Genomic DNA, 13786 nt, shown 5'->3' with positions numbered 1-13786 from the left:
GCAAAGTTCTCCAAATGGAAGCCTTTGGGATTATCCAAATCTCTGAAATGTGTGTCCAAAAATAGCGTCCAAAAATTTTAATTAAACACAAAAATCCTGTAGATATCATTTTCTATTTCCCTTTTGCAACCTTATTCTTTTTTAAACAAATGCTGCAAGTCCGGGTCATTCTTAATGCGCTCCGATTCAACCTCGATGACATGTACAATGTCTGATTTTATCTGACGGTAATTGCTTTCAATCTGATGTTTCATCTTATCCTCGCCCTGTCCATCCACAAAAGATAAAATTTCTGGTATCTTCTGATAGGCTTTGGTTTCGGAAGCTACCTTTTCATTATCCACGACGATTTCAGCATGAAAAATCTTTTGCTCGATACGTTCATCAAAATTATCTGATACTGAACCCACAAACATGCCCTGTGTGAGCGTGGATATTTTGGAAGCCGGAATAAGGCTGTCTAACTGTGTGGAAATTGAGGTAGATTTGTCGTTGCGGTTAATGGTCATACTTTGGCGTTTTTGCAATACTTTCCCGAAGCGCTCCGATAAGTTTTTTGCCGTTTCTCCAACCACCTGTCCACTGAAAATATTGCCGACGGTATTTTGAATAACCTTGCTCTCTTTGTCGCCGTAATCCCTCGTTAATTGCGAAAAGTCCTGAAAGCCCAGGCAAACCGCTACCTTATTACTTCTCGCTGTTGCGATAAGATTATCCAGTCCCCTGAAGTAAATGGTGGGTAACTCATCTATGATAACCGAACTTTTTAGCTGTCCCTTTTTGTTAATCAACTTTACAATCCTCGAATTGTACAAACCCAAAGCTGCTGAATAAATATTTTGGCGATCAGGATTATTGCCCACGCATAAAATCTTAGGCTCTTGGGGGTTGTTAATGTCGAGCGTAAAGTCGTCGCCTGTCATTACCCAATACAATTGTGGGCTAATCATTCTTGATAACGGAATTTTTGCCGAAGCAATCTGTCCCTGTAACTGGTCTTGTGCACCACCTTGCCACGCATCCATAAAGGGCGATAAATAATTTTCCAAATCGGGATAGGAAGTCAAAATCGTGAATACGTCCGAATACTTTTTATTCAATAACTCGATGGCGTGTGGGAATGTGCAATACTTACCGTTCTGGTAGATTTTCAGATACCATATAATGGCCGCCAGTAGTATAATCGGGCTTTCCACGAAGAAATCTCCTTGCTTCTGTATCCAGCTGCGGTTGAGGTTCAGCATTATCGTATAGGCTGCTTCGTAGGCATCTGAAATGTCCGTCATAAAATCAGGATTGAGCGGGTTGCAACGGTGGCTCTTGCGTGGGTCGTCAAAGTTTATTACGTAAAATTTAGGCTGCACTTTGTACTTGTCCCGGTGCTTGAGTAAGTGATTGTAGGCAATTGTAGAAAGGTCGTCGAATTTGAAATCATAGATGTACATACTAAACCCTTTCTCAATCTGCTGCTTGATGTAGTTGTTTACAATGGCATAAGATTTTCCCGAACCTGGAGTACCCAAAACGATTGATGCCCTGAAAGGATTTACAATGTTTATCCAACCGTTGTTCCATTTGCCTTTGTAGTAAAATTTGGTGGGCAGGTTAACGGAATACTCGTTTTCCATCAACTTTGTTTCCTGCTGGAAACTCTCGTTCTCATTATTGAAAACATCGTCCATTAAGTTAGTCCGGAGTAATCGGCTCATCCAAACACCTGCCATCAGCAAGGCGATATATCCAAACGAAATGGTCAGCATATACAGAAATGTGCCTATTGCCGGAGATAGCTTTAGCAACGGTGTGTTCAGAAAGAACAGCACAAAACCAACGCCCAAAGCCACGTAAATTTTAGGCCAGGTTATCTTCTCGTTCTTTACGCCTTTCGTCCCCAAGCAACTCAAAGCCAATAAAACCAAAGCAAATGCTTTGGTGTATAAGGTATGTGAGAACAAACCTGCCGTTCTGTCGAAATTGCCCAGTATTTTGTTGATTACTTCCAACGTCAACCCACGTTCTAAAAAGAAACCGTAGCAGAACCAATAAAGGTGCATCAGCACCAATAGAATACTGACTGCCCTCATAAAAGCCATGATCTTGGCCAGTCCCCTCAAATCGTCTTCTCCCTGCATTATTTTAATTTTTAATATACGGGCGGAATCTAAAGACTTTTCAGATTGGCTGGAGGGATGTGGCTCCCAATGGCTTCAGGTGGCAGTGTTTGGCCTTTTTAGTATTATAACACCAGCGTATTGGTGGAAAGACCAATTAAAATAAGAGGGAATTTTAGGATGATGAGATCCCGTAAATGCTGATGAAAAGAATAATATCAAACCAGTTTTGCACAATCGTTATCCAACCAGCTTAATACGCTCTGCTTCATTTCCTGAACATCTAAAATACTCATTGCAAAACCTTTTCGGGTAAGCTCTTCGGGAAGAAGGTCATCGTACTTATCGAATATGGGGGCTTCTTTTGGATATAATAATGTCATTGGATCAATATCCTTATTGATCTCCTCCTTCAGTATTCTATAAAAATCCTCCTCGCTGGCATTCATCGTAAACTGGATATAATAAGGACGTCTTGAATTGAACCCTTTTAATCCCAATTGCGGTCCGCACTTCAGCCTTAAGAAGCGTTCCAATGCAAGAAAAGCATAACTGCCCAGCCACGGTATTACAGCATACATCCTGCCTCCCAAAGGCAATAACGGTTTTATTCCAAAACCTGATCTCAAAGCCCCGTCCCGTGCCTGTTTTAACCGGGCAACCGCATTCTTTAACAGGTAGGGATACAGTTCATCCTGGTGCAGTAATGCTTGCATACGCTCCAAAATCTTGGTGTTGATATCGCCGGGTTCTTCTCCGAAATAGGCCGGAATAATCCCTTTTACAGGGTGGCAATAGACCACATGGCGATTACGGTCTACTTCTTCTACGACCCAGACCCGTCCTGCAATGGCAATCTTATCCTTTATCGGCGGTGGTTTTACGATGGTTCCCAATTCTTCAGATTCGCATCGAACACTATATTCTTCATTTTCCTGAAATACACCGTAAAACTTATAGTTATTCACGACACGTTCACCGGCAAGCCCGACGATAAGCCCACCGTTCTCTGTTTTTTGGATATGGTCTATGCTGATAAGGTGATGCAGCAATACACGAAAATCATCCGAAGAGATATTGCGGAAATAGGCAAGTGTCAATACCCTTGATGCCAGTTCTGCCGGCGTCATTTCCCCTCCTGAAGCCAGCGTGCTCATCGTCTGATGATACAACAAACTAAACGGCATACGGCCGGTCCGTGGTGGTTCTACCCATTTTTCTTCCAGGTAAAGCTGGATCAATGCGATACCCTGGAGAAGTTTCCATGGAATGGTTTCAGGAAGCAATGCCCGTGCTTCGGCATGGTCTTCACGCATGACAAACCACATTTCGGAAGGAGCATCACGTCTGCCGGTTCTACCCATTCTTTGCAGAAAAGAGGATACCGTAAATGGCGCATCTATCTGAAAAGCCCGTTCCAGCCGACCGATGTCTATACCCAGTTCCAGTGTGGAGGTTGTACAAATAGTAACCAGGCTATCTTCCTGCTTGATGATATCCTCGGCACTTTCGCGATAGGAAACGGAGAGGTTACCATGATGTATCAGGAAACGGTCAGGTTCGTGCTTTACTTCGCAATATTGACGCAACGTTGAGGTCACGACTTCACACTCCTCGCGGGAATTGGAAAAAACCAGGCATTTATGACTTCTTGTATGTTCGAAGATATAACCTAAACCTGGGTCGGCTGCCTCGGGAGCTTTATCGGTGGGAGCTTCAGGCACTTCCATAGCATTAATTCCAGCCATTTCTTTAGATGATGCCTGTGGATCCTGATTAAAAAAATGTTGCATGGACAAACGCCATTTTATCTCTCCGCCCTGGATCCGGGGTATGACCGTGCCGCGACCTGTTCCATCAGAAAGAAATTCTCCGACAGCCTGCGTATCACCAATTGTGGCGGATAAACCTATTCTTCTTGGGTTGACACCAGCCAACCTGGATAATCGTTCGATCAGGCATAATGTCTGCCCACCACGGTCTCCCCGCAGAAACGAGTGTATTTCGTCGATAACCACAAAACGCAGATCGCCAAAAAGATGAGGTATCTGGGAGTGGCGGTGCAGGAGCATGGCTTCAAGTGATTCAGGTGTGATCTGCAATATACCTGACGGATGATCCATCATTTTCTTCTTCCGTGATGGCGAGACATCACCGTGCCAGTGCCAGACCGCTATACCACTCTCAGAACAGATGTCATTAAGACGGATGAACTGATCGTTGATAAGTGCTTTTAACGGGGCGATATACAGACAGCCTATCGAAGTGGGTGGATCTTCCTGCATTAAAGTAATGATGGGGAAAAACGAAGCTTCGGTTTTTCCTGATGCCGTTGATGCTGATAAAAGCACATTATCATCGGTATTAAATATGGCATCACCTGCGGCGGCCTGAATAGCCCTTAGCTGGTTCCATCCGCTTTGATAGATATATTGCTGGATGAAAGGGGAATATCTCGAAAATGTGTCCATGTTGTTTTCTGATTCAGAGAATATAATGTCCTGCTAAAGCGTAAACTCGGCAAACCGGGAATCGATGTCTTTATCGTCCTTATCGGGTTTAGTATAGGAAAAAGCATCTGATTGAAGAAGGGTCCGGATATCCCTGTCAGGATTTTGATAGACAATATCGAGCAGTTCGATAAAATCACGGATCACTTCACGAGGTGTGATGTTCGCTTCAGCACCTATACGGCCGTATTCTATTTTTATAAAATCCACAAGATCGCTGTCTGTAATTTTTCGCCCATAACCATATAAACCCGCATGAATGTCTGCCAGTTTTTCCGTGAGTACCATCATTTCCTCGCTTGTGAGCGGTTGAAGCCGTAGTACCGGTGCAAGCAGATCCTGCCCGCCCTGTTTGGCAAACTTTCCCTCCTGCAAGCGGGAACGCAAGGCTTCATAGCTGTACATACCTCTACGGGTGTCTTCCACACATTGGGGCGTTCCGCTCATGATTATCCCTATATACTGGGCTTTACCCTGCAGGGCATCGTTATAGATGGAAAGTACCTTTTCGTAATTGTACTGGCGGGCTATGCTGTTGGGAATTTTGTACAGATTGACCAACTCATCTGCAAATACCAACATTCCTTTGTAACCTGCCTGCCTGAAAAAAAAGGCAAAAAGTTTAAGATAATCATACCAGTCATCATCCGTGATAATTACGCCTACGCCTAAATCCTGACGGGCTTCTGTCTTGGTTGTATACTCTCCGCGGAACCATTTTAAGACTTTCCCCTTCAGATCATCGTCTCCATCTATAAATGATCGATAATACATGGTAAGCAACCTGGCAAAATCGAAACCGTGTACCAGGTCCTGCATCGAATGGATGACCGTAAAAATCTTTTGCTCGACTTTCGCTGCAAATGTTGGGTCTTCCGGTCTGGTCCCGTATTCTTCCACTGTTTCGGTCTGTACAGAATCAATCCATTTATCAAGGATAAGCGTAAGGGCACCGCTTTCGGGACGTGTCTTGACACTGAGGTTTTTTATCATCTCCCTGTACGTTGCCAGACCCTGGCCGTTGTTTCCGTATAAACGTCTTTCCGGCGAAAGGTCTGCATCAACCACCACAAAATTTCGGTCCATTGCGTAGTTTCGCAAAGTCTGTATCAAAAAAGATTTTCCGCTACCATATTTCCCCACGATCAGACGAAAGGAAGCACCGCCTTCATTGATGATGTCGATATCGTGCAAAAGTGCTTCCATCTCCTTTCTGCGGCCAACGGTAATGTACGGCAGTCCCACCCGCGGTACTACACCTCCCTTCAGTGAGTTTAGTAAGGTCTGGGCTATACGGCGGGGTATTTTATCAAATTTATTCGTGCTATCTGCCATCTTTAATTTTTCTATATTTTATCAGTGATGTAATCTTTATAATCCTCCAGCACAAAGGGTCCATTGCCTTCATCATCGATTAGGATGTCATTAAGATCTTCCATCATTTTTTCGTTGATATTATCTGTCATTACGCCGACAGGTACGTGAACACTTCGTAAATAATCTTTCCAATCCCCATTGCTCAATAATAAATGAAGAAAATTGAGCTCTTCTGTGGTGAACAGGGAATTGTTGTCCTGTACGGCAGGTTCTGTCGTCTGCTCAACAGCTTCGACGTGGATATTTTTAACGGGCACGGATTCATCTGTAAAGTCCTCTTCACTTAGCAGTGCATCTCTGATGCTGTCTGCATCAGAGCGTATCTTGGCTAATTTAGAAAAATCTACTTTTATTTTGGGTCTTGCTTCTTCCTCCAGTTCTTTTAAATAAGTATCGATGACCAACTGGATAGCACTTTCTATCTCCTTGTCGCCCATCCTGGCTGCCATGGAAGGTTTTACTTTTAGTGAGATTCTTAATCTACGATCTGTTTCATGCAGGATCTGCCCTAATAATTCCCCCTTTTTGGAAAATACTTTTTCATTAAAGGTATCAACCGACCACAGACCGCCTTTACATAGGTAACGTCTTCTTGAAGAAATATTAAATATCTGCTCTTTGACAGGATGGGGGCTATAAAAAATGGCGGAAACGAATATGGGATGAGGTCTCTGTTTACGTAATCCCATGCAAAGTTCGTCTAAGCCATGTCCGTAACGTGACTCATATATTGGCGCTACGGTACGAATAACCCGGGAGGCAACCACGGTCATTTTATCAGGATATTTTTTGAAAAGAGCAGCTGCCTTTACCTTATAGGCTGACAATGATGAAGCTGCTTCAAAAAGTGATTCATCGTTTATATTTTGATAGCCTGTCAGCGTTTCAGCAATGGTATCTTCCTGGACCTGTTCAGCAAAATGATTTGCTACTCTTGCGGTCAGATTATAGTAAGCAATATAATCTCTCATCCATAATTCCAGGTACCTGGTTAACTTTGGATGGGAAACTGAATACGCATCTTTTAAATTTTCAAGTTGATCCAGTCCTTTTTCAGGTTCTGTTATCCCTATCTGCATCAATAGCTCATAGATATGGATAAATATATACGACAGGGAAACTTCGGGGTATTTACCTTTGCGCACAAGTGTCCTGAACGTAAAATAACTTCGCAGCTGTGCCGCATTCATGGAACGATAGACGGGGAAATACTCAAAAAATGGCACCAGGGGCGCATCATCCTCGTAATCTGCCATGTAAATAGCCTGTTCAAAAAAGGATTTGTTGCGTGTCATGGTCATTTGCCAAGGCTCCTGACGTGACATCTTTATTAAATTAAAAATCTTTTCCGGAACATTAGAGCTGAGTTCTGACTGGTCATTATCACTATTCAAAAATTCTCTATCGACAGGTCTGGGCGCAGGCACATAATCCCAATTATGAGATTCCTCACCGGTTGCTGATTCTTTATTTTTGCTATTGGTAACCGTTATATTCTGATCAGTGTAAAATGTAATTAAGGGTTTACTCATCAAGAAACTTAATATAGTAGGACAAGTTACAACAAATCAGCGCAAAAATGATTGCACATATAAAGGCAAAAATGTCACTTTTCGGGACTGTTTCCTCCGGTTGTAAAGGAAGTTAAACGCTGAAAATTTTCAGATTTGTGATAGTCTGAACTTGCCCTGGATTAGATATGGCAGTTTTAACGTGTATGCTGAAGACTGTAACGCTCCGGACCCGGCCCAGTCTTTAAATGAACCTCCGGCGCCACCATGAAGTCAATATAGGACTGGATATTTTTTTGAACAGGTAAGGCAGAATTATTCATCAGGAGTAAAGTTTTGCCCTATCAAAACCGTTATGCCCATCTTGTCACAGCTAATTAGGACTGTTATACTTTGGGGGCATAATTAATATTTGCCTTTCTTGCCTGTTCTTAGATACTCCCCATTTATTAGACAGCAATGGGTGGGTTATTAATTAAAGAATCAAATCTATTACTACTACTATAAACTTTCTCTTTTTTTGTTACTTTTTTTCTCTTTGTGGACAGCTGTGAATATGTGGATAACCTATCAGCTGCTCCATAAACCTCAGCAGGAGTAACATATTCCAGGCCTTGATGTTTTCGTTCCCAATTATAGAATTCCACATACCTGTGAATACCCTTGTATAAATCCAGTGTATTATCATAAGCATTGAGATAGATATTCTCATACTTGATACTACGCCAAAATCGCTCAATTGCTATATTGTCAGTGGCTCGTCCTACTCCATCCATGCTCAGGCGAATCGGGCCGTCTAATACTGCTGTTGTAAATTCTTCGCTGGTAAACTGGCTACCCTGATCCGTATTTAATATCTCTGGTACCCCATAAATAGAAATGGCCTTTTCAAGCGCTTCCAGGCAAAATTCCACTGCCATGGTATTGCTGAGGGTCCAGGATAACAGATAGCGGCTATTCCAGTCTATAATCGCACACAGATACATAAACCCCTTTGGCATTGGAATGTAAGTGATATCCATACTCCAAACCATATTGTTTCTGTCAATTTTAAGACCTCGTAGCAGATAAGGATATTTTTTATGCCATTTACATCCCTCACTTGTATTGGGAGCGGGATATATGGCCGAAATATCCATTTTCCGCATCAATCGCCTTATTCGCTTTACATTCACCTTTGCTTCTGGTGTACTCAGCTGTTTTGCCATGCGCTCTGCCCCAAAATAGGGATGTTCCAAATGCATACGATCTATCTGCTCCATCAGCGCCAGGTTTCGTTCGCTTTCTCCTTTGGGCTCGTAGTAATGGCTGCTACGGGATACTTCCAGCTACTGACACTGACGTACAATACTGAGATCCGTATCATCCTTGCTTACTATAGCCATCCTTCCAGTTCTTCCCAAAGACCTGTTCAGATTTTTTTTTCAACCAGTCATTCTCTACCTTGAGTTGACCGATTTGCTTATATAGTTCGTCTTTTTCTTCCTGATGATCAGATGTATCAGTTGCAGCCTTCTTACCCTGATCAAACACATCCTCTGAGCCTGATAACAGCTGTTTTTTCCACTCTGTTATCTGAGTAGGATGTAAATCATACTTCTCTGCCAGTTCTGCCAATGTCATCTGTTCTTTTAAGGCTTCGATGGCTACTTTCGCTTTAAAGGCTGCGTTGAACTTTCTTCTTCCCTTGTTCATATTGTAAATTTAAGATGTTTTTCCACTTAAACTTACTGTCCGTTTTTGGGGGAGTATTATATTCCGATTGCAGTTTTCTGGCAATATTATAGCTTTTCCCATTTTTTACAAAGTGAGCTCCGGTCTGTTTGAAAATGAAAGCTACATTGTTTTTAATGCAGTCCTGCCGGATGCCTTCTACCCATTCAAAGTTACAGGATCTTGCTTTATCACCAGATTCTCCGCCAACAATAACCTGATCTATCCAAACCCCGTCAAGATAAGCTGTGAGATCAATAGGCCCGAGTAAAGGTTCGCATATAATTGATTTGTTCTTAATGGGAACATTCCTGAACAAGGGCAACCGTAAATCAGCCTGTTTTTGATTTTCTACCGAGCAGAGCAAAGAGACATTCTCATAGCCGAATCCCCAATCCTCCGGCAGGCACTTCTCTATCCGGTCAACCCTTTTGGTGGCAATGGAAAATGAAAGATCTTTTCGTATCCTCATCATTGCCCAGGCCTCAGCTCTCCACTGATCGGCATTTTCTATAAAAAAGTCCGACGAGAAACAAGTCCACAAATGCTCCCCTGAAGGCACCTTAAAACTTCCGTTCCTCTTTTTCTTGATAGGCAGGTCATAACTTTTGGTTTTATAGACATTCCTGCTGTCTATGCCGTAAAGTGCATCCCTGCGAAAAACATAGCAGTTTTTGCATCCTTCACTAATTTTTATACAGCCATGCCACAGGTTCCAGATAACTGACATTTAATTGTTTATTAATTCTTCCTGTTCCTTTTTGGACAGCCCTTGTACAACCAGGTGATAAGAATCATGAACAAGGGACTTCAGCAACTCATCGGGCACATCTCCATTAAAACCAACACTTATCCAATATTTCGGACTCAGGTTGAATGGCTTCTCTATGGAATCATATTTTATTTTTAAGCCCTCTATATTTTCTGAACGGCATTTAATGGTACAGCTGTCAAATTTATCCAGGTTAAAAAAGCAGAACATCTTCTCTTTAACATACATCACCAGTATTGACCGCGAATGATGAAAGAACCCTTCAAAAGGCATTCCTTCATGAGCTCCTTTAAAAGAGAGGCAATAATTTCTAAATTCTTCTACATTCATTACGCTGAAAGGTATTTGTTTTGATATGCTGCTTAAAATCAAAATAGGATAATTGCGTAGTCCTCACGCATAACTTTCCTCGGGATGTCCTATGCTTTTTCTTTAATTAAGATCTCAAAAGAAACACCAAAATCCGATTTTATGATTTATTCTAAATGGTTTTAAATGAGTTAATTATTTAGAATTAAACAACTACAATTTTCTATTCAACGTGCAAAGTTAAGCAGAATAGACAATTATAAAGGAATACAAAAACGGATAAAAATATCACTTTTCAACATAGATAAAACTTGCCTGTTCAGTCAAAACAAAGATTTCTTTATTACCTTTTAGGTTTTCGAAGTAAGTTTTCCGAACCTTTCGGACTGGATATTTTTTCCTTACGCTGGAATGGCAGTGCTTGTCTGGATTTAACAAAATCTAATACAGCCCTCACCGGCTGGAAAGATGTCTAAAGCCTCCTTACTATTCCGTAACGATAACAATTTTACCTATCATATCTCCCTTTTCTATGAAAATGCGGAAACAATGGAACTCCGCAGGCAAGTGGACGAAATGAAAGCGAAGTTGGCGGAAAAAGACGTGCCACCCGTGGCCACGGTTGACGACCAACTGAAGCTAATGGAGAAATCCTACGAAATGGCAGCAAAATATCTTCCGCAAAATGCCAACAACGGAAGTGCTGCACCTGCCAACGGCACAGCTACGGGGGCTGCGGGTGCTAACCAAAAAGAGTATTTTGTATCGTTCACAGCAACAAGAAAAAATACCGTATCAGCTTTATACCGTGAACCGTCTGACAGTGCCTTTGCAGCCGATTGGAGCCAAGCTAAAAACCGTGGCTTCTATACCGCAGGTGCTACTGAACAGGTAACACAGCCTAAAAATAGTATCAAAGCCTGTGTACACGAAGCACAAACGGTAGTTGGCGAAATGGGTGTAAGGCTGCGATTGTTAGAAGCTGCCCAAACGCCACAACGTACCATCCCCAAAGGAACTATTGTAACGGCTAATGCCAAATTTCAAAACGGCAGGTTACAGCTAAAAGTTACCTCGATAGAACTGGAAGGTAATATCATCCCGGTGGATATTACCATTTACGATTTGGACGGACAGCAAGGCTTGTACGTTCCTTATTCTCCCGAAATGAATGCCCTTACCGAAATGGCGGGCAATATGAGCCAGACAGGTGGAACCAGCGTAATGCTCACACAAAATGCCGGACAACAGGTTGCCGCTGACTTAAGCCGTGGTGTGGTACAGGGCATTTCGGGCTATTTCGCCAAAAAAGTGCGCACACCGAAAGTAACCCTAAAGGCAGGGCATCAGGTCTTCCTGGTATCTAAAAAATAATGTTGTACTCAAATAAATAAAACAATGAAACCTGTTCCGTGGAGCGGAACAAGCTTCATTTCCATTAAAATTTAATATTAAAGACAATGAAAAATCATTTAAAAACCTTTTGGGCTTTTGCCCTGATAATCGGCTTTGCCGTTACTTCTTATGCACAGGACAGCATCAGGACGCCTCTTGCCCTGGGCAAGATAGAACCGTACCGTATGGAAGTGACCTACGATAAAACGTCCCACCTGATTTTCCCGACCGCAATCCGTTACGTGGATTTGGGCAGCGAATACTTGATTGCAGGAAAAGCTGAGGATGCTGAAAATGTATTGCGTGTAAAAGCATCGGTAAGGAACTTTGAGCCGGAAACCAACTTTTCCGTTATCACCAATGACGGGCGTTTTTACAGCTTCAACGTGTATTACAGTTCCTACCCGGAGACAATGAGCTATGACCTGCTAACAATGCAAAAGGCGGTTGATAAAGCCAACGGTAATGATGTGCTTTTTGAGGAATTGGGCAACAATTCTCCGTCATTGGCGGGCTTGCTTTTGAAAACCATCTACAAAAAGGATAAACGCATTGTAAAGCACATCGGGGCTAAGAGTTTTGGCAGCCAGTTTATCCTTAAAGGCATCTACATACACAACGGCAAATACTATTTCCATACGGAATTAAGAAACAAAACCAATGTGCCTTTCGAGATTGATTTCATCAATTTCAAAGTAGTAGATAAAAAGGTTGCCAAACGAACCGTAGTACAGGAGCATCCTCTAACACCGTTGAGAACCTACAAGCCATTGAACAGCATTGCCGGAAAAACAACCGAACAAAACGTTTTCCTGTTGGACCAGTTTACCATTGCCGATGATAAAGTACTACTTATTGAAATTTTCGAGAAAAACGGCGGCAGGCACCAAACGCTCCAGGTGGAAAACTCGGATCTGATCAAGGCTCGCCTGATTAACGATATGCACCTGAAATTTTAATAACCTATTTAAAACAGTAACGACAAAATGAAAAAGTATATCTATACCGTGATGCTTATTTTAGTGGGCATCACAGTGGCGCAGGCACAACGTATGCTGCCTAAACAGAGAGGATTGGAAATAAGCACAGGCATACTTTCCAACGATAAAATCGGCAATGATTATTACATCAGTGCATTGATGACGGTAAACAGGAAGAACGGCAATTACCAGCTTTGGGCATTGGAATATACACACCAGTACCACGAGTACAAAGACCTTCGCATACCGCAGGAAACCTACTGCGCAGAGGGCGGTTACAGCTTCTTTTTGTTGGGCGATGCCCGTAAGAACATTACACTGAACCTCGGCATAACCGGTGTGGTTGGTTACGAAAGCATCAATCATGGCGATACAATGTTGTATGACGGATCGAAGATCCTGAGCGAAGACAATTTCATCTATGGAGCTGGCGGTCGCCTCACTTTTGAAACGTACCTGTCCGACCGTTTTGTATTGGTCCTGCAAGGGCGTACAAAAGTCCTTTGGGGCACGGACCTGGAGCAGTTCCGACCGTCCGCAGGTGTGGGATTAAGGTTTAACTTTTAAAACGTGAAAACAATGACAGCAATATTCAATAAATTCAGAATGAGGCTACTGCCAATATATATACTCTTGGCAATCCTGACAGCCTCGGTTACTTTGGTATCGTGCAGCAAAGACGATGAACTCGAAATACAGAACGATTTTCCTTTCGAGATTAAAGTGATGCCAGTGCCGAAAGATGTTGCCAACGGAGAAACGGTAGAAATACGCGTTACGATACAGCGTGCCGGCAATTACAGCAATACGCAGTATTTCCTCCGCTATTTCCAGTTTGATGGGCAGGGCACATTAAGGCATTACGATGATCCGCCGTATCTACCCAATGATCTGTACCAATTACCTACAGAGGAATTTCGTTTGTACTACACTTCAACGTCTGCCGTATCGCAGTCTTTCGATGTATGGATTTCGGACAGCTTTGGGAACGAAAAGCAAGTGACTTTTCAGTTTAACAGTAGTGATTAATTAGTATTTCGGTACACAAAAAAACGGCTTAACTTTTTTATGGTTAAGCCGTTTTTATTTCCTATTTGCAAGTCTATAG

Annotated in this window: 12 protein-coding genes; 4 read left to right on the top strand and 8 right to left on the bottom strand. The window is 42.5% G+C overall.

All coding sequences use genetic code 11. From position 1 onward, the window contains the following. Positions 1 to 131: 131 nt before the first annotated feature. The 8 genes from mobC to U0033_RS07480 form a co-directional block, all read right to left on the bottom strand. Positions 132 to 2132, bottom strand: coding sequence for a conjugal transfer protein MobC (mobC, locus tag U0033_RS07515; RefSeq protein ID WP_072362425.1), 2001 nt, complete (start codon positions 2130 to 2132; stop codon positions 132 to 134). Between the two features lie 197 nt (positions 2133 to 2329). Beyond that, positions 2330 to 4582, bottom strand: coding sequence for a DEAD/DEAH box helicase (locus tag U0033_RS07510; RefSeq protein ID WP_072362426.1), 2253 nt, complete (start codon positions 4580 to 4582; stop codon positions 2330 to 2332). A gap of 33 nt (positions 4583 to 4615) precedes the next feature. Beyond that, complete coding sequence (locus U0033_RS07505) at positions 4616 to 5956, bottom strand: ATP-binding protein (protein ID WP_072362427.1); 1341 nt, start codon at positions 5954 to 5956, stop codon at positions 4616 to 4618. Between the two features lie 11 nt (positions 5957 to 5967). Then, positions 5968 to 7530, bottom strand: a complete 1563-nt coding sequence (locus tag U0033_RS07500; protein ID WP_072362428.1) for a TerB N-terminal domain-containing protein — start codon at positions 7528 to 7530, stop codon at positions 5968 to 5970. Positions 7531 to 7958: 428 nt separating this feature from the next. Beyond that, the gene (locus tag U0033_RS07495; RefSeq protein WP_245801792.1) at positions 7959 to 8780 is read right to left on the bottom strand and encodes an IS3 family transposase; all 822 of its coding nucleotides are present in this window, start codon (positions 8778 to 8780) and stop codon (positions 7959 to 7961) included. A gap of 91 nt (positions 8781 to 8871) precedes the next feature. Further along, positions 8872 to 9204, bottom strand: coding sequence for a transposase (locus tag U0033_RS07490; RefSeq protein WP_072362430.1), 333 nt, complete (start codon positions 9202 to 9204; stop codon positions 8872 to 8874). Beyond that, entirely contained in the window at positions 9167 to 9952 is a 786-nt protein-coding gene (locus U0033_RS07485) for a DUF5131 family protein (protein ID WP_072362431.1), read from the bottom strand. Before U0033_RS07485 ends, U0033_RS07490 begins: the two co-directional genes overlap by 38 nt. Further along, a complete protein-coding gene (locus U0033_RS07480; protein ID WP_072362432.1) occupies positions 9953 to 10324 on the bottom strand; it encodes an MmcQ/YjbR family DNA-binding protein in 372 nt (123 codons plus the stop codon). It lies immediately after the preceding gene. 447 nt (positions 10325 to 10771) lie between these two features. Between U0033_RS07480 and traM the strand changes: the two genes are divergently transcribed. From traM to U0033_RS07460, 4 genes are all read left to right on the top strand, one after another. Further along, positions 10772 to 11677 carry a conjugative transposon protein TraM gene (gene traM / locus U0033_RS07475; protein ID WP_245801785.1) on the top strand — a complete coding sequence of 302 codons (906 nt, stop codon included), beginning with the start codon at positions 10772 to 10774 and terminating at the stop codon, positions 11675 to 11677. 86 nt (positions 11678 to 11763) lie between these two features. After that, positions 11764 to 12657 (top strand): conjugative transposon protein TraN, encoded by an 894-nt coding sequence (gene traN / locus U0033_RS07470; RefSeq protein WP_072362433.1) that lies wholly within the window; start codon positions 11764 to 11766, stop codon positions 12655 to 12657. Positions 12658 to 12684: 27 nt separating this feature from the next. Further along, complete coding sequence (locus U0033_RS07465; protein ID WP_072362434.1) at positions 12685 to 13245, top strand: conjugal transfer protein TraO; 561 nt, start codon at positions 12685 to 12687, stop codon at positions 13243 to 13245. A gap of 12 nt (positions 13246 to 13257) precedes the next feature. Beyond that, positions 13258 to 13707, top strand: coding sequence for a DUF3872 domain-containing protein (locus U0033_RS07460; protein WP_072362435.1), 450 nt, complete (start codon positions 13258 to 13260; stop codon positions 13705 to 13707). Positions 13708 to 13786: the final 79 nt, after the last annotated feature.

This window comes from Chitinophaga sancti, from assembly GCF_034424315.1.
In the GTDB taxonomy this organism is placed as follows: domain Bacteria; phylum Bacteroidota; class Bacteroidia; order Chitinophagales; family Chitinophagaceae; genus Chitinophaga; species Chitinophaga sancti.
This window is presented reverse-complemented; position numbering and strand designations above follow the sequence as displayed.

What these genes read in the sequence shown, in the direction of transcription:
- U0033_RS07500 (WP_072362428.1), bottom strand. Translation starts at nt 7,530, where the DNA reads ATGAGTAAACCCTTAATTACATTTTACACTGATCAGAATATAACGGTT.
- mobC (WP_072362425.1), bottom strand. Translation starts at nt 2,132, where the DNA reads ATGCAGGGAGAAGACGATTTGAGGGGACTGGCCAAGATCATGGCTTTT.
- U0033_RS07485 (WP_072362431.1), bottom strand. Translation starts at nt 9,952, where the DNA reads ATGTCAGTTATCTGGAACCTGTGGCATGGCTGTATAAAAATTAGTGAA.
- traM (WP_245801785.1), top strand. Translation starts at nt 10,772, where the DNA reads ATGTCTAAAGCCTCCTTACTATTCCGTAACGATAACAATTTTACCTAT.
- U0033_RS07460 (WP_072362435.1), top strand. Translation starts at nt 13,258, where the DNA reads ATGACAGCAATATTCAATAAATTCAGAATGAGGCTACTGCCAATATAT.
- U0033_RS07510 (WP_072362426.1), bottom strand. Translation starts at nt 4,582, where the DNA reads ATGGACACATTTTCGAGATATTCCCCTTTCATCCAGCAATATATCTAT.
- U0033_RS07505 (WP_072362427.1), bottom strand. Translation starts at nt 5,956, where the DNA reads ATGGCAGATAGCACGAATAAATTTGATAAAATACCCCGCCGTATAGCC.
- traN (WP_072362433.1), top strand. Translation starts at nt 11,764, where the DNA reads ATGAAAAATCATTTAAAAACCTTTTGGGCTTTTGCCCTGATAATCGGC.
- U0033_RS07490 (WP_072362430.1), bottom strand. Translation starts at nt 9,204, where the DNA reads ATGAACAAGGGAAGAAGAAAGTTCAACGCAGCCTTTAAAGCGAAAGTA.
- U0033_RS07465 (WP_072362434.1), top strand. Translation starts at nt 12,685, where the DNA reads ATGAAAAAGTATATCTATACCGTGATGCTTATTTTAGTGGGCATCACA.
- U0033_RS07480 (WP_072362432.1), bottom strand. Translation starts at nt 10,324, where the DNA reads ATGAATGTAGAAGAATTTAGAAATTATTGCCTCTCTTTTAAAGGAGCT.